The sequence below is a fragment of the Litchfieldia alkalitelluris genome (assembly GCF_002019645.1).
Taxonomy (GTDB): Bacteria; Bacillota; Bacilli; order Bacillales; family Bacillaceae_L; genus Litchfieldia; species Litchfieldia alkalitelluris.
In genome coordinates, this window is the sequence record NZ_KV917374.1 from 5087110 (window position 1) to 5111641 (window position 24532).

At 37.5% G+C, this 24532-nt stretch carries 18 protein-coding genes; 3 read left to right on the forward strand and 15 right to left on the reverse strand.

The window, feature by feature from the left end; genetic code table 11:
• Position 1 precedes the first annotated feature (1 nt).
• The 9 genes from perR to BK579_RS23845 all read right to left on the reverse strand — a co-directional run bounded on the left by perR (position 2) and on the right by BK579_RS23845 (position 7511).
• The gene (gene perR, locus BK579_RS23805; protein WP_139365152.1) at positions 2-439 is read right to left on the reverse strand and encodes a peroxide-responsive transcriptional repressor PerR; all 438 of its coding nucleotides are present in this window, start codon (positions 437-439) and stop codon (positions 2-4) included.
• A 161-nt stretch (positions 440-600) separates the two neighbouring features.
• Entirely contained in the window at positions 601-1146 is a 546-nt protein-coding gene (locus BK579_RS23810) for a cob(I)yrinic acid a,c-diamide adenosyltransferase (RefSeq protein ID WP_078549824.1), read from the reverse strand.
• Positions 1147-1148: 2 nt separating this feature from the next.
• Positions 1149-2102, reverse strand: coding sequence for a D-2-hydroxyacid dehydrogenase (locus BK579_RS23815; RefSeq protein WP_078549826.1), 954 nt, complete (start codon positions 2100-2102; stop codon positions 1149-1151).
• Positions 2103-2329: 227 nt separating this feature from the next.
• On the reverse strand, positions 2330-3586 hold the full coding sequence (locus BK579_RS23820) for an erythromycin esterase family protein (RefSeq protein WP_078549827.1): 1257 nt from the start codon (positions 3584-3586) through the stop codon (positions 2330-2332).
• A gap of 99 nt (positions 3587-3685) precedes the next feature.
• Entirely contained in the window at positions 3686-4162 is a 477-nt protein-coding gene (gene bcp, locus BK579_RS23825) for a thioredoxin-dependent thiol peroxidase (protein ID WP_078549829.1), read from the reverse strand.
• 57 nt (positions 4163-4219) lie between these two features.
• Positions 4220-4642: a potassium channel family protein gene (locus BK579_RS23830; protein WP_235848526.1), complete on the reverse strand. Its 423-nt coding sequence runs from the start codon at positions 4640-4642 to the stop codon at positions 4220-4222.
• Positions 4643-4702: 60 nt separating this feature from the next.
• Positions 4703-5488 (reverse strand): ABC transporter permease, encoded by a 786-nt coding sequence (locus BK579_RS23835; protein ID WP_078549830.1) that lies wholly within the window; start codon positions 5486-5488, stop codon positions 4703-4705.
• Between the two features lie 3 nt (positions 5489-5491).
• Complete coding sequence (locus BK579_RS23840) at positions 5492-6283, reverse strand: ABC transporter permease (protein WP_078549831.1); 792 nt, start codon at positions 6281-6283, stop codon at positions 5492-5494.
• A gap of 208 nt (positions 6284-6491) precedes the next feature.
• Entirely contained in the window at positions 6492-7511 is a 1020-nt protein-coding gene (locus tag BK579_RS23845; protein WP_078549832.1) for an ABC transporter ATP-binding protein, read from the reverse strand.
• 141 nt (positions 7512-7652) lie between these two features.
• Here BK579_RS23845 and BK579_RS23850 point away from each other — a divergent pair, with 141 nt between their 5' ends.
• The 3 genes from BK579_RS23850 to BK579_RS23860 all read left to right on the forward strand — a co-directional run bounded on the left by BK579_RS23850 (position 7653) and on the right by BK579_RS23860 (position 15802).
• Positions 7653-8948: a glutamate-1-semialdehyde 2,1-aminomutase gene (locus tag BK579_RS23850; RefSeq protein WP_078549833.1), complete on the forward strand. Its 1296-nt coding sequence runs from the start codon at positions 7653-7655 to the stop codon at positions 8946-8948.
• A gap of 331 nt (positions 8949-9279) precedes the next feature.
• Positions 9280-13749 (forward strand): glutamate synthase-related protein, encoded by a 4470-nt coding sequence (locus tag BK579_RS23855; RefSeq protein WP_078549834.1) that lies wholly within the window; start codon positions 9280-9282, stop codon positions 13747-13749.
• A gap of 979 nt (positions 13750-14728) precedes the next feature.
• On the forward strand, positions 14729-15802 hold the full coding sequence (locus tag BK579_RS23860; RefSeq protein ID WP_078549835.1) for an aromatic acid exporter family protein: 1074 nt from the start codon (positions 14729-14731) through the stop codon (positions 15800-15802).
• Between the two features lie 30 nt (positions 15803-15832).
• On the opposite strand, the gene nikC is transcribed toward BK579_RS23860, so the two are convergent.
• The 6 genes from nikC to BK579_RS23890 form a co-directional block, all read right to left on the reverse strand.
• A complete protein-coding gene (nikC, locus tag BK579_RS23865; RefSeq protein ID WP_078549836.1) occupies positions 15833-16732 on the reverse strand; it encodes a nickel transporter permease in 900 nt (299 codons plus the stop codon).
• A gap of 25 nt (positions 16733-16757) precedes the next feature.
• Positions 16758-17762 carry an ABC transporter permease gene (locus BK579_RS23870; protein ID WP_078549837.1) on the reverse strand — a complete coding sequence of 335 codons (1005 nt, stop codon included), beginning with the start codon at positions 17760-17762 and terminating at the stop codon, positions 16758-16760.
• Positions 17763-17890: 128 nt separating this feature from the next.
• Positions 17891-19537, reverse strand: a complete 1647-nt coding sequence (locus BK579_RS23875; protein WP_078549838.1) for an ABC transporter substrate-binding protein — start codon at positions 19535-19537, stop codon at positions 17891-17893.
• Positions 19538-19584: 47 nt separating this feature from the next.
• Positions 19585-20556, reverse strand: coding sequence for an ABC transporter ATP-binding protein (locus BK579_RS23880; RefSeq protein WP_078549839.1), 972 nt, complete (start codon positions 20554-20556; stop codon positions 19585-19587).
• Entirely contained in the window at positions 20531-21541 is a 1011-nt protein-coding gene (locus BK579_RS23885; RefSeq protein ID WP_078549840.1) for an ABC transporter ATP-binding protein, read from the reverse strand. The genes BK579_RS23880 and BK579_RS23885 overlap by 26 nt, the downstream gene beginning before the upstream one ends.
• Before the next feature lie 1162 nt (positions 21542-22703).
• Positions 22704-24449, reverse strand: a complete 1746-nt coding sequence (locus tag BK579_RS23890; protein WP_078549841.1) for an ABC transporter ATP-binding protein — start codon at positions 24447-24449, stop codon at positions 22704-22706.
• Positions 24450-24532: the final 83 nt, after the last annotated feature.

The window sequence follows — 24532 nt, forward strand, 5'->3', positions numbered from 1 at the left end:
TTTAATGTGCATCTTTTTTTTGACAATCTTGGCATTCACCATATATCTCCATACGATGATGACTTACTTTAAAACCGGTCACATGCGCTGCTAGAGCCTCTACTTCATTTAATCCCGGATAATGAAAATCGACCATTTTTCCACATGATTCACAAATAACATGATAATGATCCGTAGTAATATAATCAAAACGACTAGATGCATCGCCATAATTTAACTCTTTCACAAGCCCTACTTCTCGAAAAACCCTTAAATTATTGTAAACCGTTGCTACGCTCATATTCGGGAATTTCCCTTCCAATGCTTTATATATATCATCAGCAGTAGGATGGGCCATTGCATTTATAAGGTACTCTAAAATCGCATGACGTTGTGGAGTGATTCGAACTCCCGTTTCTTTCAACGTATCAAGCGCATCCTTCAACTCATTATGTGACACCGTCATGCACCTCTTTTCTAAAAATGTTTATTACTTTATAATATTTATAATTAGTGTACATTGGAATTCTTAATTTTGTCAATATATCTATAATTACTATATGAGAAAAACAGCTAGTTTACGCATGTTTTTTCTATTTTTTATCATTTAGACAAGAATTTTCATGATTGATGTAAAATCGATTCCTCGATTCCAAGAGTTAAATTTATATACCTTGCAGCCACAAATAAGAAGTCAGATAATCGATTTAAATATGAAATCACAAAAGGATTTACCTCACTTCCAATTTCAACAGCCTTTCTCTCAGCCCTTCTAACAATCGTTCTTGCGACATGAAGTGTTGCTCCCGCTTGACTGCCTCCTGGCAATATAAAATTTCTTAATGGCTGAAGGTTTTCATCCCATTTGTCGATGATTTTCTCTAAAAAAACCACATCCTCTTCCTTAATCACCCACTTCACTTCTTTTCCAATAGGGGTAGCTAATTCAGCACCCACATGAAACAAATCTGTTTGCACCTTATGAAAGACCTTAAAAATCTCTTCATACTGCTCATCCAAACTTAAGTGACTTAAAGCAAGACCTATAAAGGAATTAGCCTCATCACACGTCCCATAAGCTTCAACTCTTACATCATTTTTAGAAACTCTGTCACCATACACTAACGAAGTAGTCCCTTTATCTCCAGACTTTGTATAAATTTTCATCACTAATACCCCCGTTTAAGATCAATTAAATTAACATATTCTCCTGCTCCACTTTTAAAAACAGGTAAGTTCTCTTTAAAAATATCAAAAGCTCTCGGCATATAGTTTTTGGTGATACTTGATATATGTGGGGTAACAGTAACATTCTCCATACTCCATAATGGATGATTCTCTGGTAGTGGTTCTGTTTCAAAAACATCTAACACAGCGTGATGTATTTTACCCTGTTCCATCACTTTAACAAGCACCTCATCTTTCACAAGGTCCCCTCGCCCAATATTGATAAAAATACAACTATTCTTCATTAAATCAAAATGACTCTCTGCCAAAAGATGCTTTGTTTCAGCTGTACTTGGTAAAATAGAGACAATAACATCTGCCAGTCCTAGCACATCTTCCAATTGGGAAATAGAATACATTTTATCGATATTCGGCTGGTTATTTCCGCTAGTATTTACCCCAATAACATTCATATTGAATGCTTTTGCAATCCGAGCTATTTCCCCACCTATGGCCCCTACACCTATGATCGCCAACGTTTTACCATAAAGTTCAAATGTACGAACCAAAGTCCGGTCCCATACTTGTTTTTTTTCAAGTTCATATAATTTAGTATTTTGCCTCGCCACCTGTAGAATCATTGAAAACGTGTATTCTGCCATCGGAATCTTATGTATTCCTCTTGCATTTGTCACAATAATTCCCCGTTCATCAAGCGCTTCAAACGGCATTCTCTCTAAACCAGCAGAGACAACCATGACCCATTTTAAATGACTAGCTTTCTCTATAATCTCAGGAGTTAAATCTTCACCCAATGTAATGATTATATCTGCTTTCGGAATATCTTCATATGCTTCATTCATCGATGGATAAAACACAAATGTTTCATCCGAAAACGTTGATTTCATATCATCTATAATTGTGTCCGTTGGTTTTACAGTTGATAAAATAAACATAAATACCCTCCCTTTTTATAATATATTAACAAGATTATGAACATTATTGTAAAAATAAAATCGTCGTTTAAATAAAAAGGTGCGAGAATCTATGATTCCCGCACTAAATTCTAACATCTGAGGAGGTATGCCCTACACTTATAACATACTCACTACAGCACTAGTTTGTATAGACAATCGCCTTTAGGTTGAAAAAACAGGCTTGTTAATTATTTTTCACATGTGCTCTAAACTAACATCTGGATCTTTAATGGCACTAAAGCACGTGTTCTATTTATAAAAATAAATGCATCATAACGATAAGACAGATTTGAAGGTACATAATTACCTAAGTGCTCATATTCTGGTCGGTAAACAACCCCAATTGCTCGGTGACCAATTGTCGTTGAGAACTTGCACCTATTTTTTTCGTTAAAAACAAGAATTTGGTTATAAGCCCCCACTTGATGAAAAAGATCCTCCCAGCTGCCAAATTCACCTTCGGGCACAGTCATCACCTCAGGTGTATCACCCCATTTTTTTGCCGCAATAACCGTTCCATGATGCGTACCAAACCCTACTGAATAAACATTGTTTTCTCCATACTTTTCACGAACAATTTGTCCCAGATTAACTAATCCTTCACCCTTCATATCTGTATAACGCGCATCACCAATATGGGTATTATGCTCCCAAACAATCACCTTCGTATTTGAGCCATAATACTCCACTAGTTTCTCAATTACGTCAGCCATATGATAATCACGGACATTCCAGGATTCTGTATCATCCTGAACCATCGCACGGTAATAACGCTCAGCATTTGCTGCTACCAGTGCATTTACCTCTAAATTCAAGCTAGCTTCTTCTTCTTGTGAATATTGATGACGATTTCTTCTTATTGTTGTTAAAAGATCAATCACTTCATCAATACAATCCTCTGAAAGAAAAGATGCGGATACCCCATAATTTTCTTCTCTTCTATTAAATGGTTCAAAACATCCAAACGCCTTTTTCGCTACTTCAACATCTGGAGAATTCGTTTTCTGTAAGTATTGAATCACTTCTCCCATTGACTCCCAGAGACTATAAACATCTATTCCATAAAGACCAACCTTATTATCGTTGCTTTGATTATAATCCCTTAACCAATTTACAAGCTGTGAAATCTCCTCATTGGCCCACATCCAAGTCGGCCATCGATTAAACCCATTTAGTAAAACTTCCTCACTTGACTGCTGCTGATGATCATATCCTTTAATATAACGATTAACCTCAAAACACGAAGGCCAATCACCTTCAACAGCGATGACTTTAAAACCCTTTTGCTCAATTAACATTTTTGATAACTCTGCACGGACAGTATAAAATTCAGAGGTACCATGAGATGCTTCCCCTAGTAGCACATATTGTCGATCCCCAATTTCATCAACGATTCGCTGCAAATCTTCATTAGAATTAAATCGAATGCCTTCTTGTTTAATGTCATTTATGATATTTTCCATCTTTCTGCTCCTTCAATTAAGATAATTGAAGTTTCCCCATCAAGGACATATGCCATTCATAGAAAAAGAGATCTAGAATCCTCCAGATCTCAATGCTAATTATTTACTATTTTCTAATCCCCTTATAAAAGTAAGAGCCTCTTCAACATGCCCTTTGACTTTAACCTTACGCCACTCCTTAACGATTTGCCCCTCTTTATTAATGATAAAAGTTGAGCGTTCTATTCCCATGTATTCTTTCCCGAAGTTCTTTTTGAGCTTCCACACATCATACAATTCGGCCACTTTGTGTTGATCATCAACTAGCAAAGCAAACGGCAAATCATGTTTTTCAATGAATTTTTGATGCTTATCAACTGGATCTGGACTTACACCCAAAATAACCGCATCGACATCTGAAAAGCTTTCATGATTATCTCTAAAATCACAAGCTTGAGTCGTACAACCAGGTGTCATATCTTTCGGATAAAAATACAACACTACATACTTCCCTTTATAATCTGATAACTTTACAGTCTCACCTGTATTTGCAACTAATTCAAAGTCTGGCGCCACTTGTCCTACTGTGATTGTCATTAGTTGTTTCCCTCCACTATTTTATTATAATCATCGTACCGAAATTCCTAAGTTTTATCAATTCTCATTGCGTTCTGCTTGAATAACAGATTTCACAACAAAAGCCATTGGAATCGTATAGCCAATTAACGCTTCTACAATTGCCACCCAACGCCCTATTCCAACCGGAGTGATATCTCCATACCCAACAGATAATAATGTAATTGCACTAAAATACATTGCTGACTCTAACTTCGTGATAAAGTCACCCTTAATAGGCATGCCATTTTCAATGAGAACTGGAGCGTTATTTACGTCTAATACAGTAAAGATGATTCCAAAACCTAATAATACTGTTATATAAATCAAGATAAGGAAAACAATATTTTCAAGCGAGAAATATTGCTTTCGACTCACCTTAGCCACAAATAATGAACGAATACTAGATACAAGACCAACTATTGTAATTGCTAGTAAAAAAATAGGGACCAGAAGACTCACCTCATTTTCATATCCATATATTGATATATACGAAAAGGTTGGCCAACTTATCCCTTTGTTTTAATTTCCTGCGCCACGATACTTCGTCACACCGTGATTCCACAATATAACCGCCAGCACAAAAAAGCTAACTCCCATAAAAGGCGTTAAAAATGCATAAAACTGCCATTCTGTTTTCCCTAAAAAGTAGGATGCAGGATACACCCCAACAAAAGCAAATGGCAAGATCCATGTTAATGTAAAGCGGATGACTTTATTATAAATATCAACTGGATATCTTCCATAATTTCCGATGTTATACATCATTGGCATAATCGATGTTCTTGCATCTGACCAAAAACCAATACTAGCAAGCATAATGAAAATGGAGGCATAAACTAAGGCTCCCCCTATCACAAACAAAATAAAAATAATCACATCATACCATTCTATCGTAAGACCTAAATTCGATCCCGCATAGATCATGATAATTAAACCAGTAATCACACCAAACAATGATTCTAGTTCCATTCGTTCTAAAATAATTTGGAATAGACTATGAATAGGACGTGTAAGGATTCGGTCCAGCTCCCCCTTGACAATATAACGATCATTAAAATCCCAAATATTAAAGAATGAAGAAAATAGAGCATATGGAACTAAGAAGAAACCATATATAAAGATGATTTCATCCCGTACCCATCCATTTAAAAATTGAGTATGTCCAAACACAACAAGAATAAATATTAAATTAACTGCCTGAAACAGGAGATCTGATAAAATTTCCACCAACAAATCTGTTCGATATTGCATCCGTGTTTTCATGTATTGAGCTACATATTGAAAAAAGATTGAAACATAAAACACAGCTTACCCTCCTTGTACAACCAGTTGTTTTTTTGCAAATAGCCATAGTGCTTGAATAGGAATGATTAGAACAACAACCCAAACCAATTGAATTAACAAACCGTTCACAATCTCTTGCCCAGTAAATCCTTCTGTAAAAATCATACTTGGAATATAACTAATCGCCTGGAACGGAAGCACACCCATAATTTGTTGAGCCCAACCCGGATAAAAGCTGATTGGTAAAAGCAGTCCAGAAAACAAGTCAATAATCACTCGTTTCGCCCGTATTAAACCATCATTATTGTATAAGAAAAATGTCATAATTCCAGTTAACAAATTGATTTGGGAATTAACAATAAAACTTAAGATAATTGATACAGTAAAATAACCCCATGTCGTTAAACTCGTCGCAAAATTTAACGGAAAAATAAAACCAACAATTATCATCCCTGGCACTGAGAAGAAAAGCAGACGAAATATCCCTTCCCCCAACCCTTGCATCGTTTTCATCCCCAGGTAGTTGTATGGCCTAATCAACTCAATGGCCACCTTACCCTCTTTAATTTCTAAGGCAATTTCACGATCTATATTGTTAAAATAAAACGCCCGTGCCATCCACGACACAGCAATATATGTTGTCATTTGAATAACCGATAATCCCTGAATTTCCTCTTTCCCACTATATATAGCAGTCCACAGAAAATAATAGGCACCGATATTAATACTATATATAAGGATCCCACTATAATAATTCGTCCGATAAGCGAGCATCATTAAAAAGCGGATTCTTATCATTTCTAGATATTTATCCATGGTTTCGTTCCTTTCTTTCTGTCTGTGGCTCTTTTTAATTGACTTTTCTTAGCTAGATTAATCTAGGATTGACAGCCCTAACCTTCATCTGCCTCACAACACCATACTAATCAAACGTTTGTTTAAAACCCTATCAAAATCCAATCAATCGTTTGTTTAACTTCTATATAAATATCAATCAAACGTTTGTTTAACTTCAGCTATAATCCTACCGAACCGCCATTCCTTCTTCATAAATATTACGGATGATTTCCTCAGTAGAAACTTCATTAATACTGATATCTGTAATTTTATAGCCTGCAACTACCTTCCCAATCAAAGCGGAAATCACATTTTCATCATTTTCAACATTCGCAACCCAGACGTTTTTTCGCCCTGAAGCTGACGGAGTCCAGGCAATATCAAGTCCAGCTGTTAGTCTTACTAGGTCCTCACTAACCATGTCTTGAGTAAACTGAAACTGAATTTGCTTGCCTTCTCCCCAATTTTTTCGAAGTTGCTCTAGCTTACCATCATAAATAATTTTCCCTTCGTCTAACATAACCACTCGCTCACATAATGCTTCGATATCCGATAAGTCATGAGTTGTTAACAATACCGTTGTCTTATAGCGCTCATTCATTTCTTTCAGGAACTTACGAATTTTTAATTTCACCAATACATCTAGCCCGATGGTCGGTTCATCTAGGAAGAGTAACGGCGGGTTATGTATTAGCGCAGCTGCTAGCTCACATCTCATCCTTTGACCTAATGATAATTTCCTTACAGGTTTATCAAGTAGTGGTCCAATATCTAACGACTCAATCACGTGTTCCATGTGGTTTTTATATTCTTCATCTGATACCTTATAGACCTTCTTCAGTAAGCGAAAAGATTCCTGAACCGCGATATCCCACCATAATTGTGATCGTTGTCCAAACACAACACCAATCGATTGAACAAATTTCTCTCTTTCTTTATGAGGATTCATTCCGTTCACCCTTACTACACCTGATGAAGGTGTAAGGATTCCCGTTAACATTTTAATTGTTGTTGATTTTCCTGCCCCATTTTCTCCGATATAACCAACCATTTCACCTTGCTTAATCGTTAGTGATATATCATCAACCGCTCGAAGGACTTTATAGTTTCTTGTTAACAAATCTCGAAAAGCCCCTTTTAAACCCGTTCTACTAGAATACGATTTAAATTCTTTACTCAAAGAATCAACCTCGATTATATTTTTCACTGCGTATTACCTCCACTTTTTACATAAGAAATAGTGTAAAACAATCCTCACAACCGTTCAAACATTATAACGTTAAGTGATTCTTTTTCCTATATCATTATAATGCTAAAATAAAGAAAGTTAGTAGATAGGAGGAAAATTATGAATTTCACAAAATCAGAAGAACTACATAAAGAAGCTTTAGAGCATATCGTTGGTGGTGTAAATAGTCCATCAAGATCTTACAAAGCAGTTGGCGGAGGGGCTCCTGTTGTGATGGAGCGAGCAAGTGGAGCTTACTTTTGGGATGTTGACGGAAATAAGTATATCGATTATCTTGCTGCATATGGACCAATTATAACCGGACATGCTCACCCTCATATTACAAATGCAATTAAAGTAGCCGCCGAAAATGGGGTATTATACGGAACTCCAACACCTCACGAAATTAAGTTTGCCAAGATGATTAAAGAAGCAATGCCTAATCTCGAAAAAGTTAGATTTGTTAACTCTGGTACTGAGGCAGTAATGACAACCATTCGTGTAGCGCGTGCTTACACAGGCCGAGATAAAATCATTAAATTTGCCGGGTGCTATCACGGTCATTCCGATTTGGTGCTTGTTGCTGCTGGTTCAGGACCTGCTACCCTTGGTACTCCAGATTCGGCTGGTGTTCCAAAGAGTATTGCACAAGAAGTCATCACTGTACCCTTTAATGAAATAGAACCATTTAAGGAAGCTTTAGAAAAATGGGGAAATGAAATTGCTGCTGTTCTCGTTGAACCAATCGTCGGAAACTTCGGCATTGTTGAGCCAAAAGAAGGATTCCTTGAGCAAATAAATGAACTTGCCCATAAAGCTGGCTCTCTTGTTATTTATGATGAAGTAATTACCGCATTCCGTTTTATGTATGGCGGCGCACAAGATTTATTAGGAGTTACTCCTGATTTAACTGCGCTTGGTAAAATTATCGGCGGTGGCCTTCCAATCGGTGCTTACGGTGGTAAAAAAGAAATCATGGAACAGGTTGCCCCTCTAGGACCTGCCTATCAAGCAGGCACAATGGCAGGAAATCCCGCATCAATTCTTTCAGGTATTGCTTGTTTAGAAGTATTAAAACAAGAAGGTGTTTATGAACAGATGGAAAAGCTTGGATCAGTTTTAGAAGAAGGAATTTCTAACCTGGCTAATAAATATAATATCCCTATTACGATAAACCGATTAAAGGGCGCATTAACGATCTATTTTACAACAGAAAAGGTTGTTAATTATGAGCAGGCAGAAAATACAAACGGTGAGATGTTTGCGAAGTTTTTCAAGCTTATGTTGAACCAAGGAATTAATCTTGCTCCTTCTAAATATGAAGCATGGTTTTTGACTCTTGCACACACGGAAGATGACATTGTCCAAACACTTAAAGCAGTCGAATATTCATTTAATATACTTTCGAACGAATAATTATGCATCTAACAAAAGGCTTGAGGGTCATCTCCCCCAAGCCTTTTATCTACGCATACAGAAAACGCTTACACAAACTAAAATTACCTGTTTTCTTGTATAACCGGAAATGAATACCATATCCATTCCGTTGAATAATAAATTGATTTTACACTGCGTATATGTTAAGATAGGTTATACATTTCTGAAAATTTGTTCTTTTTTACCGAATTGCGTTAATAAAGAAAAAATTTAGATAGAGAAAAAATTTTATAGGAGGTGGAGGCTAAAAAGTAAGGGAATATGAGTTGCTTCTTTTGTACTCAAACAACCCCTTGCTACGGCCACTTTAATGGAAAAAAACTGGAGTCCAAGTCTATTTAAAGAATTTCACCGTCAAGAACATGATGCGTGTGGAATTGTTTCCGCTATTGAAAAGAAACGTGTTCCAACAAAAGCAAACATTGATGCAGTTATTGACGCACTTGTCAAAATGAATCACCGTGCTGGTTTTATTAACGGCGAAGGTGATGGTGTTGGTATTCATATCGACATTCCTAAAGCTCTTTGGAAGGAAAAACTAGAGAAGAAGGATCAACAAACAGATCTAGTAGATAGAGAGGACTTCTCAGTAGGTCATTTCTTTATTAATAGAGATGCAAACGTTGAAGCTATTAAAGCAACTCTTCTACAGCTTTTCACAGAAAAAGGTCTAACCGTCGTTTTTGACTCAACTCAAGTTACATCCTCAAGCGCATTGGGTCCAATTGCTTCACAAGAGGAACCAATTTTCTGGCAAGTTGCTCTTATTACCAATGAATCTCTTAATCTAACAAACGTATTATTTGATATTACAATCGAAGCAGAAAAAGATAAAGATGTACATGTTGCTTCATTAAGTAACCACCACGCTGTCTATAAAGTGCTTGGTGCAGGGGATATTTTACCAAAATTCTATCATGACTTAGCGAATCCTCTTGTCGCTTCAACAATGACATTGGGACATAATCGTTATTCTACGAATACATTATCAAACTTCTTCCGTGTTCAACCATTTGCTGTCCTTGGACATAATGGTGAAATCAACACGATTTCTAAGCTTCGCGATGAAGCAAGAATGATTAATGTACCGTTAACTGTCGGTGGTAGTGATTCTCAAGATCTAAGCCGTACAATCGAAACTCTTATTTCACGTGATGGCTATAGCCTATTTGAAGCGATGGATGTACTATTCCCTCCAATCGTTAATGAAATTAAATCATATCCAGAGCATTTACAAGATTTATATACGTATATTCGTGAAGCGTGGGGGCATTTTGCTCAAGGTCCTGCTGGGATTATTTCAAGATTTGCTGATGAAGCGGTATTTAGTGTTGATGCATTAGGTCTACGTCCACTATGGAAGATTGAAACAGAAACAACATACCTATTCTCATCTGAGCCTGGAATTATTCCTTCTACTGAATATGTGGCAGAGCCAAAACCACTATCACCTGGTGAAAAGCTTGGCTTGAAATGGTCTAGTGATGACTATATCAAAGTATATGAATATACTTCATATCAACAAGAAGTATATACCCGCTTTTCAAACCGTTTAAGCTTTGAAAACTATCGTACTCGCCTAGCAGCACCTAGTCTTGAAAAAACAGTAACTATTTCATCGGCTGGTAAAGTTCACAATGGACAATATGCAGCATTCGGGTGGGATCGTGAGCATATCCAATTGCTAGAGCAAATGGCGCAAAATGGCGCTGAGCCGATTCGTTCATTAGGACATGATGCACCACTTGCAGCAATTGATACTGGAAGAAGAAATATCGCTGATTTTATTAAAGAAAGTGTTGCTGTTGTAACAAACCCAGCGATTGACCGTGACCGTGAAACTGAGCATTTTTCAACTCGTTCAATTATCGGTAAGCGTCCGTCTCTAGTAAACAAAGCAGAAAAAGACTTGGTGTTGGAGCTTTCTTCTCCATTATTAGTTGAAGGTCAACTAGGATTTGATAGTTATAGCCAAACTGGGCAACCTTCATATGATCAAGTAGTTGAAACATATAATAAACAAAAATTGGTTCACTATTTATCTGCAACATTTACTGAAAATGAAACACTTAAAGATGCGCTTGATAGATTAACAGCTGAAGCGAAAGAAGCTGTTTTAAACGGAAAAACACTAATTGTGATTGACGATGCAGCGGCACATAAGAATGGCCAGTTATGGATTGATCCACATCTAATTCTTTCAGCAGTTGATCAAACACTAGTTGAAGCTCAAATGAGACGTGACTGTTCTCTATTATTACGTTCTGGTTCAATTCGTTCATTACATGATGTAATTCTTGCTTATGGATTAGGCGCAAACATTATCAGTCCATACCTATTGTTTGCAACAGTTTCTGATGAAACAACTACTCCTGCAGTAAATCTATTTAATGCCTTAAATAAAGGTTTAGAGAAAGTTATTTCTACGATCGGTATTCACGAATTACGTGGATATAGTCGCTTATTCTCTAGTATCGGTTTACATGATGAAATTGCTGATAGGTTGAAAATTGTGAACTTCTTAGGTTCCGAGTCTGTAGAGTTCAATTTTGAATCAATGAAAAATGACGCGATTGCTAGAGTAGAAGACTTTGATAATGAAAAAGCTAGAGCTGGTAAGAGCTTCCACCTGTTCCCACGTATTTGGAAGGCAATTGGTGAAGTTGCTTCAACAGGTTCATATGATGGATATCGTGAAAAATTAACAGAGCAAGAAGAAAATAATCCAACAACCATCCGTCACTTAACAGATATTAAGCAATCTGATAAGCCAGTAGCTGCTGAAAAAGTGAACATTGGTGTTGGTGATCATAGCCTACCATTTGTTATTTCGTCTATGTCCTTCGGTTCTCAAAATGAGATTGCATTCCGTGCATATGCTGAAGGTGCAGAACGCTTAAACATGGTGAGCTTAAATGGTGAGGGTGGAGAAATTAAGGATATGCTTGGCAAATACCCTCGTACTCGTGGTCAACAGATCGCATCAGGACGTTTTGGGGTTAATGCAGAGCTTCTTAACTCTTCTAACCTATTAGAAATTAAAATCGGTCAAGGTGCAAAACCTGGTGAAGGTGGTCACTTACCAGGATCGAAGGTTACTGCTAAGGTTGCAGAAGCACGTAACGCAACACTTGGTTCTGACTTAATCTCACCTTCTAACAACCATGACATTTACTCTATCGAAGATTTAGCTCAAATGATTGCTGAGTTAAAAACAGCAAACGACCAAGCTAAAGTATCTGTTAAAGTACCTGTTGTTCCAAACATCGGTACAATTGCAGTAGGTGTTGCAAAAGCTGGTGCTGATATTATCACACTTTCTGGTTTCGATGGTGGAACTGGTGCAGCGAGAATTCACGCTCTTCAATATGTAGGTCTTCCTGTTGAAATTGGTGTTAAAGCAGCACATAACGCCCTTTTAGAAGCTGGTCTACGTAACAATGTTGAGCTATGGGCTGATGGTGGTATTAAGAGTGCAAAAGACGTATTAAAAGTGATGTTACTTGGCGCTAACCGTATCGGTTTTGGTACATTATCAATGATCGCTATCGGCTGTACAACATGTCGTGGCTGTCACCTTGACACCTGTCACGTAGGTATTGCAACTCAAATCGAATCTGAAGCACAAGCAAAAGAGCACGGACTTCGTCGCTTTGTACCACGTCAATATGAATTAGCAGTTCAAGGTCTAGTTAACTTCTTCTCTGCTTTTGGTACTGAGTTAAAAGCATTAACTGCGTCATTAGGTTATGACAACCTTCAAGATATCGTTGGACGTTCAGACCTTCTTGAACAAACAAGAGGACTTAACGCATTGGATTTAAGCAATTTATTAAAGCCTCTTGAAGTAAAACAATTTGCACAAAAAGAAGTGGCAGCAAGTGTTGAAGAACAACAACTATTAGTTGCTGTTGGCGCTGAATACCTTGATTTAAATGTAGAAGACCTACAAACTTCAAGAGAATTCACAACAGTTACTTCTGAGCAAAGGGTACTAGGAAGTCGTGTTTCCTGTCACCGCGTAAGAGGAAAGCTTGATGGTTCTTATAAGCAGCTTCCTGAAATAACTTTAAGCTATAAAAATGGTTCGATTCCTGGAAACGGTCTTGGAGCTTACAATACGACTGGTATCAACATCCACGTCGATGGCGGTGCTCAAGATGGTATTGGTAAAACGGCATTTGGTGGAACAATCCAAATCTATAAGTCAAAAGGTAAAGATGGAAACTTCTACAATGGTTCAGTCGGAAAAGGTTTCGGTTACGGAGCTCAACAAGGCTTACTATTAGTTCAAGGAAATGCAGATGCACGTGCTGGTATTCGTTTATCTGGGGCTGATATGATTATTGGTGGAAGAGTCACTTCTCCAATCCCTGAACAAGAAAACGGAAATCTCGGTGTAAATGCAAATATTAAAGGATTTGCCTTTGAATATATGACAAATGGTCGTGGCTTAGTATTAGGTGACCCGGGTCCTTGGATCTGTGCTGGTATGACTGGTGGGGTTGTTTATCTTCGTCATCAACCTGAAGTAGGTCTTACAAAAGCTGCAATTGAGCGTCGTATTGCAAAAGGAGCTAAAGTCTCAATCAAAGCTCTATCTGAAAAAGGAATGAACGATGTTCAGGAGCTATTAACAAAATATATTGAAGGACTTGTTTCAACTGGGCAAGAAGAAGAAGCTAATGAATTAAAAGCACTTCTTGTAAATCCAGAACAACATTTCTTCGAAGTTATTCCAACTAAAGAACAAGCTGATCCATCAGTTTCTACTGAGTGATCGGAAAAGAACCCGCTACATTTATGTGGCGGGTTTTTTATTGCGGGGGAGAAGATGGGATTTAACAAAGGAATACGTATAGGTAAAAGCAGATAATCTAACAACCCTATTAGCGCTTGAAATAGTAAAAAGCTCGGAACTTACAGAGCTTTTTTGCTTTTAATTAGCACCCGTTCGTTCAATAAGTGATTCTTAATTCATGATCCCACCCAACCATAATAAGCAGAAAGCCTCTTACCGAGATGAAGGAATCAGCAGCATAGGCTAATGATAAAATAAGGGAACAAATTTCCGTTATTTAGAGAAATTCACTAAAAATGGTTAATATAGAGGTAAAATTTCCCTCTATTTACTTAAAAAACATGAAAATAGGGTGATTATGGTCTGCATAAAGGGAAAAATTCCCCTTAATTCCCCCTAACCAAGCTATATTCTTCATATTAAAGGGAAAATTTCACCTTATTTTAAGTATCTTTGGTCACTGAATTAATGATAAAATTTCCTATTATTCACAAATGTTACATCAGGCAATTTAGCAAAGAAATGGACACTGAATTATGCATCGGATAAATTTGGTAACCTAGAAGCGTTCTAATTCCCAGACAGCTTGACTCAACTAGCTTACAATGCAGTCCGAAGTTGCGTATGTTTAGACAACTTTTCCCTCACCACACTTGAATCTTTTCCGAGGTCATCCCCTATTCAGATCGAATCCCCTTCCCACACATGACCTCCGTCCGAAGGCTCCCCCTATTCAGATAGATTCACCCCTCCTAGCATCTCCACATTCCTTTAACTTATCTCCCATCCTGCCCCCCCGACAATTTTATGCATATTTTTAAGAAATTTGTAATATAAATTACCTTGAATTGGTTAAGAAACCATTGTATAGTACAATATTGTCTATATGTTTAAGACTGCAGTATTAGGATAAACCAATAATATAACTTGTTTATACTAGAAAGGAAATTTATTTGTTATGAAAATTGGTGCCCGTATTTTAAAAACAGGGATTGCCATCACGTTAGCTCTACTGCTTGGAACGATGCTAAACCTTCCAGCACCAGTGTTTGCAGGAATTGCAGCTGTCTTTGCGATTCAGCCATCTATCTATCGATCTTATTTATCGGTGATTGAACAAATCCAGGCGAATGTCATTGGTGCTGCTTTTGCGATTCTTTTTGTATTAGTTTTTGGAAATGATCCCTTTATTATTGGATTAACAGCAATTCTTGTGATTGGTATAAACATTAAGTTGAAAATCGAAAATACAATACCTGTTGCTATCGTAACGGTAATAGCTATTATGGAGAATCCCGGGGAGCACTTTATTGAGTTTTCATTGCTTCGGTTTTCAACCATTATGCTAGGGGTATTATCAGCTTTTATTGTCAATTTAGTCTTTTTACCGCCTAAATATGAAAAAAAGCTTTATGAAAAAATATCCGAGAACACAGAGGCAATTTTTAAATGGATTCGTCTCAATACTAGACAGGCCGTTGAACATCCCATTCTAAAAACTGAAATCGAATCCATTAAAGATCAGATAAATAAATTAGATCAACTTTATCTTTTTTATAAAGAAGAAAGAAATTACCTTCAAAAGCATAAAAAAGCGAAAGCACGTAGACTTGTCCTATTCAGACAAATGATTATCTCGGCAAAACATGCGCTTGATATGTTACAAAAGCTTCATCGCTATGAAAATGAACTCCATCGGATGCCAGTTGAGATTCAGCAAATTTTCATAAAAGAGATTGACGATTTAATTAATCTTCACGAACAGTTAAATCTTAAAGTCATTGGCAAAATCAAAACACAGCAAACGCCTTGTGAATTAATCAAGGATTTTAAGTTTGACCGAAAAATTGTCATCGATACTTTTGTTTCTTACCAACAAGAAAATGATGATGAATTTCAAAAGGATTGGTATCAACTTTTATCCTTAGTAGCTGCAATGATTGATTACTTTGACGAACTAGACCACTTAAATGTCTTAATTGAGAGCTATCATGCCTATCATAAGGATGATCATCGATTATCTGTCCAATAAAAAATCAGCTAACGATTAAGTTAGCTGATTTTAATTTTTCATTTTTGGATCAAGTGCATCTCTCAATCCGTCCCCCATTAAATTGAATCCCAAAACAGTCAACATAATTGCAAGTCCGGGAAAAATCATTGTCCATGGAGCTTGAACTAAGTAATTTTTAGAATCTGCAAGCATTTTTCCCCATTCTGGATTAGGTGGTTGTGCTCCTAAGCCTAAGAATCCAAGTGCTGCCGCTTCAATAATTGCTGTTGCAATAGCAAGTGAACCTTGTACAATAATAGGTGCCATACTATTAGGTAGGATGTGATGAAACAAGATTCTTGCATCCCTCATCCCGGTCGATTTTGCAGCCGTTATGAACTCCTCTTCCTTTACACTTAACACCTTCGAACGAATCAGTCTTCCAAAGTTCGGGACATTGATGATTGCAATGGCAATCAATGCATTTTGAAGTGATGGTCCAAGGATGGCTACTACAGCAATAGCTAAAAGAATACTTGGAAAAGCAAGCATGATGTCAAACACACGAGAAATAATTGTGTCTATCCATCTGCCATAATAGCCCGCTACGATTCCTAAGAAGGAGCCTACAACCATCGATGCCATGACAGCAAAGAAACCGACCCATAGTGAAATTCTTGCTCCATAAATAATCCTTGAGAGAATATCGCGGCCAAAATCATCTGTCCCCAACCAATGTTCACTCGATGGTGGCTGTAGACGTTTTACCAACTCTTTATCATCAATTCCTTGTGGCGCAATCCATGGCGCAAATACGGCGAGGATGATAAAAAATAAAACGATAACCATCCCTACAATCGCTACTTTATTTTTCCTAAACCGATTCCAAGCTTCCGCCCATGGTGACAAAACTTTTTCGTCATTTACATTGTTATTTATTGGACCATTAATACGTGCAGGTTCAGCCATCTTCCCTCTCCTTTCTATTGTCTTCTTAGTTATATTTAATTCGAGGATCTACGACAGCATATAACAAATCAACAATCAGGTTAATAAATACAAAGAAGGTAGCTACAATTAATATCCCTGATTGAATGACTGGATAATCTCGATACCCAATTGCGTCAAAAATATAACGACCAATTCCTGGCCAACCAAATATTGTCTCTGTTAAAATAGCTCCACCTAACAGTAAACCCGTTTGCAATCCGATTACGGTTAAAACAGGGATAATCGCATTCTTTAGTGAATGCTTATACACAACCCAGACCATTTTTACCCCTTTTGCTCTTGCTGTTCTAACAAAATCTGATTTCATTACCTCTAGCATACTTGAACGAGTGATACGTGCAATAATTGCCATTGGAATGGTTGCAAGGGCAATCCCTGGCAAAATAAGATGTTTGATCACCGTAACAAATTGATCCATTCGACCGTTAATCAACGTATCTATTAAATATAAATTCGTAATAGCAGATACGGGATCTCTGACATTTTCTCTACCAGTCGTAGGTAACCACCCTAGATTGATTGAAAATGCCCACTGTTCCATTAATCCTAACCAGAAGATTGGCATGGATACACCGATCAGCGCAATAACCATTGCCGTATAATCAAACCAAGAGTTTTGAAACCAAGCACTTATAATCCCTGCATTCACACCAATAATAATAGCAATAATCATTGCAAAGATTGAAAGCTCGATAGTTGCTGCTAAATAGGGCCAAATTTCTTCATTAATCGGGCCATTCGTTCTAATCGATTCTCCCAGGTCCCCAGTTAGTAATCCCTTTATATATTCAAAGTACTGTATATACCATGGTTGATCTAAGCCTAGCTTAGCTGTAAGTGCTGCAATTGCCTCTTCTGTTGCTCTTTGTCCTAAAATAATCTGTGCTGGGTCTCCAGGTATCGCACGAATAATTGAAAAAACAACCAAAGTCATTCCAATTAACACTGGAACTACCATTAGTATTCTTCTTATGGTATAAGAAAACATCTAATCACCTCTTTACAATCTAACTTACTTTAAGGCTAGTACCTTTCAATTTTCTTTATCTAATTTATAGGGAAGAAAAGGAGAGTTTTCACTCCCCTTTTCAGATGCTTTATGAGATACTCTTATACTTACTTAAATTCAACTTTAGTTAAGATATCTGATCCAGTTGGATGTGGAAGTAGACCTGCTAAGCTACTCTTTGCAGCCAATAATGGTGTAGAGTGAACTAAAGGTACCCAAGGTGCATCCTCATGAACGATTTCTTGAGCTTGCTTGTATAATGCATTTCTTTGCTCTGGATCTGTTACTGTTTGAGCTTCAATTAAGATATCGTGTAACTCATCATTGCTATAGTAAGAATAGTTGTTACTTCCGATGCTATCTTTATCTAATAATGTATAAATAAAGTTATCAGCATCTCCGTTGTCACCTGTCCAACCTAGCAGGAATGCATCAGCTTCTCCCTTACTAGCTTTGTCTAGGTAAGTACCCCAGTCATAAGTAACAATCTCAGCTTTTACACCAATTTCAGCAAAGCTTGATTGAATCACTTCTGCTACCTTCATTCCATCTGGCATATATGGACGTGGAACTGGCATTGCCCATAATTCCATTTCAAAGCCATCTGGATATCCTGCTTCAGCAAGTAATTCCTTCGCTTTTGCTAAATCATAAGGATATGCTTCAATCTCATCGTTATATCCTTCTAATGATGGTGGCATTGGGTTCTTAGCTGGCTCTGCTAATCCACCGTAAAATGCCGCAATAATACCTTCTTTATCGATTGCATGGTTCAATGCTTGACGAACAAGCTTATTATCAAATGGTTCTCTAGTAGCTGTAAGCCCTAGGTAACCAACATTCATTGATGGACGCTTAATTGTTTGTAAATCTGCATTTCCTTCGATTTGTCCTAAGTCAGATGGATTGACCCCATCCATTAAATCGATCTCGCCCGTTGTTAATGCATTTAATCGAGCAGAGTTTTCTGGAATTACTCTGAAAATGACTGTTTCTAATTTAGGATAACCTTCCATCCAATATTCTGGATTTTTTTCAATGACAATACGATCATTTGGCTTCCACTCAACAAACTTGAATGGTCCAGTACCAACTGGATTTTCTCTGAATTTATCACCATGAGTTTCTAATGCTGTTGGACTAGCGATACCAAATGGTGACATGGCTAAGTTCTTTAAAAATGGAGCTTGTGGACGAGTTAATGTAAATTCAACCGTAAGCTCATCTACTGCTTTTACTTCTTTAATTACGTGACCTTCATCTCCTTTGAATCCGCCAAACATTGTGTAATAAGGAAATTGGTCTGAATCACCATTCATCCAACGCTCAAAGTTGAATACAACAGCTTCAGCATTGAAGTCAGTTCCATCATGGAATTTTACGCCTTCTCTTAGTTTTAGAGTATACGTTAGTCCATCTTCAGAAGGAGTCCATTCTGTTGCAAGACCTGGGTGAAGTGTAGTGTCTTGCTCACCATAGTTTAATAGTGTTTCGAAAATATTCACTGTTACCTTAAATGTCTCACCTTCAGTTGTAGTGATTGGGTCAAGTGAAGTTGAATCTCCTCCACGTCCAAATACTAGCTCTGTTTGTGTACTAGCAGGTGTTTCTTCTTGATTTTCACTGCCATTATCTGTGTCATTGTCTGTTCCAGGCTCACTTGTCTCCTCATCAGAAGAGCCATTACAGCCAACAAGAGCTAGAGAGAGTACTAGCATGAAGATGAAGCTTAAAAAAATGTTCTTTTTCCTCATTCGTGTGTTGCCCCCTTAAAACTATTTTTTTATATCAAATGCTACAGTCAAGATTCATATAAATGACATGCAACAAAATGACCAGGCTCTAATTCTTTAAATTCCGGTCGTGTCGTTTTACAGATATCCATACAGGAACCACATCTTGTATGGAATGCACAACCTTCTGGTGGATTCGAAGGACTTGGAATTTCCCCACTGATTTCTGTTTCTTCCCTTATAAAATCGGGGTCTGGGACTGGTACAGCATTTAATAATGCTTGAGTATAAGGGTGAAGTGGCTTTTCATAGAGCGTTTCGCTTGATGCCAACTCTATTAGCCTACCTAAATACATTACTCCGACTCTATCACTTATATGCCTAACAACACCTAAATCGTGGGCAATAAATACGAATGTCAGGTCAAATTCTTTTTGCAGATCCTCTAGCAAGTTTAGTACCTGTGATTGAATCGATACATCTAATGCCGAAACAGGTTCATCAGCAATAATCAGTTTCGGATTTGTCATAAGTGCCTTTGCAATTCCAATTCGCTGCCTTTGCCCACCACTAAATTGGTGAGGATAGCGTTTTGCGTGATAGCTACTTAAGCCTACGACCTCTAGCATCTCTCTTACCTTTTTCTTTCGTTCAGACTTCGTTCCGATACCATGGACAATTAACGGTTCCTCTAGAATTTTTTCAACTGTATGCCTTGGATTAAGTGAAGCATATGGATCCTGGAAGATCATTTGCATCTCTCTTCTAAGCTTTCTCATATCATTTTTTGATAGAGTTGTAATTTCTTGTTCCTCAAAAACAACATTTCCTTCTGTTGGATCTAGCAATCTTAGTAACAGTCGACCTGTAGTTGATTTTCCACAACCACTCTCACCAACTAGTCCAAGAGTTTCCCCTTTATTGACATAAAAAGAAAGACCATCAACTGCCTTAACCTGACCAACTTGTTTGCCGAGGACTCCACCATTAATCGGGAAATGCTTCTTAAGACCTCTAACTTGAAGTAACGGTTTTGTCATTTGTTGGATCCTCCTTTTTTTGATGTAAGAAACAACGAACCTTATGTCCTGAATCTGTTTCATAAAGCTCCGGATTTTCAGAAAAACATTGTTCGTACGCAAATTCACATCTTTCCGCAAACCGGCATCCATTCTTAATTGATCCTGGTCTAGGAATATTGCCAGGTATTGAATATAAACGGTCAGTCTTTATCCTCATATCTGGAACAGACTTTATCAGCCCAATTGTATAAGGATGCTGGGGATTTTTGAAAATCGTACGAACATCACCTTGTTCTACGATTTTCCCAGCATACATCACAACGACTCGCTCACATACCTCTGCAACTACACCTAAATCATGCGTAATAAGCATAATAGCAGTTTGTAAATCATTATTTAGTTGTTTCATCAACTTTAGTATTTGCGATTGAATCGTTACATCCAATGCAGTTGTCGGTTCATCAGCAATTAATACCTTCGGGTCACAAACCATGGCCATCGCAATCATTACTCTCTGTCTCATACCACCAGATAACTGATGAGGATATTCATCGATGAGTTCCTCAGCTCGAGGTAATCCGACTAGCTTTAAAATCTCAATTGCGCGACCTCGAGAACGTTTTTTGTCCCACTTTTTATGTATTCTAATTGCTTCTATCAATTGTGCTCCAATTGTAAACAAAGGATTAAGTGATGTCATAGGTTCTTGGAAAATCATTGCAATATCATTTCCACGAATTTGTCTCATTCTTTTTTCAGGTGCATGAACCAAATCTTCCCCATTAAATAAAATCTGTCCATTTATAATTTTTCCAGGAGGACTGGGAACTAGTCCCATGATTGACAATGATGTAACACTTTTTCCACAGCCTGATTCTCCCACAATCCCTAGGATTTCTCCTTCATTTATATGAAAATCAACCGAGTCTACTGCAGGAATCTTGCCTTCCTCTGTAAAAAAGGAAGTCTCTAGACCTTTTACTTCTAAAACAGGTTTACTCACGGTTACACCCCTAACATTAGGTATTTCTAGCCTCTTATAAACTATTTACTAAATGTTACATACTATTAATAAAAGTGATAATTATTAGGACATATTAAACTTTATGGCAAAATTATGTAAAAATGCTTACTTTTATTAAATTTCTTTTTTTACTTTCCTATATTAATAGTTAAAAGGAGTAAACCAAGGAAGAACATTATTCTTCAATATTTGGTAGAGGGATTTTGTGAGTAGATTTTCTATGCTAATGAGTATCAGCACCATTGGACAAGTATGAAAAGATTTAATGAGTCCCAAATTATGTGATTCCAGTGGCCTTTATACAGTTACAAAGTAAAAGCAAGACGGAAGTGAATCATCATAAGCTTCTCTATGACCCAGTTGCCTGAGTGAAAACAAAGAGAAGGTGAATCATTGGCTCTTTATGATCCAGTTGCCTGAGCGGAAACAAGGAGAAAGTGAATCATTGGCTCTCTATGATTCAGTTGCTAAAGCGGAAACAAGGAGAAAGTGAATCATTGGCTCTCTATGATTCAGTTGCTAAAGCGGAAACAAGGAGAAAGTGAATCATTGGCTCTCTATGATTCACTTGCTAAAGCGAAAACAAGGAGAAAGTAAATCATAGGCCCACTTTAATTCAGTTGCCCAGAGCGTATCTCCAAACCTGATTTTACAGAGTAGACATCCATGCTAAAATAAGTATTTCGCACCATGGTGTATGAAATAATGTTTCCTCCTCAGTGTGGAATGAGCGGAGAGCCACTTGACTCCTGCGGGATCCAGTGGTCTCGTGAGACCCCGCAGGAGCTGAGCCCCTGGCGACGAGGAGGCTCACGGACCACCCCGCGGAAAGCAAGTGGATCGCAGCTCATGGAACTCCACAACCAAAGTTATTTTCAGAGTAGACACCCATGCTAATTAAATATTCGCATCATGGAGAATGAAAATGTTGCTCACTTAGTGTGGAATGAGCGGAGAGCCACTCGACTCCTGCGGGATATGCGGTTAGCGTGAGACCCCGCAGGAGCACACCTGCGACGAGGAGGCTCACGAGCCGCCCCGCGGAAAGCGAGTGGATCGCAGCGAATGCAACTTACTAAACCTTGGTTATTTTCAGGATAGAACAAAAAAGACTCACTCATAAGAGTCAGTCTCTAACTTGTTAATCTAGTTGTTGAACTTGAAATAGGTTGTAGTAATGTCCTTTTAAACTCATTAGCTCCTCGTGTGTTCCAACTTCAATAACCTCACCATGCTCAATCATGACGATCTTATTAGCATGAGTGATTGTTGAAAGGCGATGAGCAACTACAAATGTTGTTCGGTCTTGAGCTAACTTTTCTAAGGCTACTTGAATATAGTGTTCACTTTCCAAGTCTAAAGCAGATGTTGCCTCATCTAAAACTAGCAATGGCGGATTTTTCAGAAAGACTCTAGCAATCGCAATTCGTTGCTTTTGGCCACCTGATAGTTTTACCCCACGTTCACCAACCGCCGTATCATATCCTTTTGGCAGCTGCAAGATAAATTCATGTGCATTCGCAGCCTTTGCAGCTTCGAAGATTTCTTCTTCAGTTGCATCTGGTTTCCCAATTACGATATTATCTTTGATAGATTCACTAAATAAAAATGGATCTTGTAACACCATCCCAATTTGATCACGCAAGCTTCTAGCTTTAAAGCTTTTAATATCTCTTCCATCAATTAAAATTCTTCCACCAGTTACATCATAGAAACGTGGGATTAAGCTTACTAATGTTGATTTTCCTCCGCCACTCATCCCTACGAAAGCAACGGTTTCTCCTCGTTTGACATGAAGAGTAATATCTTTTAAAACCTCTTGATCTTCTGAATTGTATTTAAATGAAACACGATCAAAACTAACATCTCCTTGGATTCTTGGACAATCAATCGCATCTTCTTTATCTACAATATCATATTTTTCATCCACAAATTCAAATACCCGGTCCATTGAGGCAAGGGCCTGTGTTAACGTAGTAGAGGAATTAACTAGTCTTCTTAATGGGTTATATAGACGGTCAATAAATGCAATAAACGCCACCATTGTACCAACTGTCATATTCTCTTGGATTACTTGTAGTCCAGCATATCCAATCACCAATAATGGAGCAACATCAGTAATCGTATTAACGACGGCAAAGGTTTTTGCATTCCAACTTGTGTGGTCAAGGGCTTTTTCGAGAAAATTGGTATTCGTTTTATTAAACTTTTTTTGCTCCTCATCCTCAATCGCAAAGCTGCGAATAACTGGAATTCCTTGAACTCTTTCATGCAAATATCCCTGTACCTCGGCTAAAGCCTGCGAACGATTTCTCGTCAGTTTCCTTAAACGGCCATAAAAATATTTCACAGAAAAACCGTATAGTGGGAAAAGTAATATTGAAATGAGGGTTAATGGGATATCCATGAAAAACATAAATCCAATAACAATGAAAATCGTGATCACATCAAGCCACAAATTCATTAATCCAGTGATGACAAAAGATTTCGTTTGCTCTACATCATTAATCACTCGTGAAATGATTTCTCCAGCTCTTGTATTTGCATAATAACGTAAGCTCAATTTTTGAATATGTGTATACAATTGATCACGGATATCATATAAAATTTTTGTACCCACCCACTGAGCATAATATTGTCTATAGTATTCAACAGGTGGACGAACGACGATAAAAATAAAAAACATAATTCCCATAATCCATGATAACTCTGACACCTTATCAGCGGTTGCAAGAGCTTCGTTACCAATAATATCATCCACCACATATTTTAAAAGCAATGGAATAAGCAATGGAATTCCAAATTTAATGATTCCTATTATGATTGTACCTATTATTTGCAAACGATATGGCTTAACAAATTGGAGGTACCTTTTTATACTATCCAGAAAAAACCCTCCTTGTTTGATGATATTTTTACTAGTGACTATGAGGGGCCCCGGTCCTCTCTTTTCACGTCCTATGTTAATCA

Coding starts and splice junctions, on each gene's coding strand:
- BK579_RS23810 (WP_078549824.1), bottom strand. CDS start 1,146: ATGAAAATTTATACAAAGTCTGGAGATAAAGGGACTACTTCGTTAGTG.
- BK579_RS23815 (WP_078549826.1), bottom strand. CDS start 2,102: ATGTTTATTTTATCAACTGTAAAACCAACGGACACAATTATAGATGAT.
- BK579_RS23820 (WP_078549827.1), bottom strand. CDS start 3,586: ATGGAAAATATCATAAATGACATTAAACAAGAAGGCATTCGATTTAAT.
- bcp (WP_078549829.1), bottom strand. CDS start 4,162: ATGACAATCACAGTAGGACAAGTGGCGCCAGACTTTGAATTAGTTGCA.
- BK579_RS23840 (WP_078549831.1), bottom strand. CDS start 6,283: ATGGATAAATATCTAGAAATGATAAGAATCCGCTTTTTAATGATGCTC.
- BK579_RS23850 (WP_078549833.1), top strand. CDS start 7,653: ATGAATTTCACAAAATCAGAAGAACTACATAAAGAAGCTTTAGAGCAT.
- BK579_RS23855 (WP_078549834.1), top strand. CDS start 9,280: ATGGAAAAAAACTGGAGTCCAAGTCTATTTAAAGAATTTCACCGTCAA.
- BK579_RS23860 (WP_078549835.1), top strand. CDS start 14,729: ATGAAAATTGGTGCCCGTATTTTAAAAACAGGGATTGCCATCACGTTA.
- nikC (WP_078549836.1), bottom strand. CDS start 16,732: ATGGCTGAACCTGCACGTATTAATGGTCCAATAAATAACAATGTAAAT.
- BK579_RS23870 (WP_078549837.1), bottom strand. CDS start 17,762: ATGTTTTCTTATACCATAAGAAGAATACTAATGGTAGTTCCAGTGTTA.
- BK579_RS23875 (WP_078549838.1), bottom strand. CDS start 19,537: ATGAGGAAAAAGAACATTTTTTTAAGCTTCATCTTCATGCTAGTACTC.
- BK579_RS23880 (WP_078549839.1), bottom strand. CDS start 20,556: ATGACAAAACCGTTACTTCAAGTTAGAGGTCTTAAGAAGCATTTCCCG.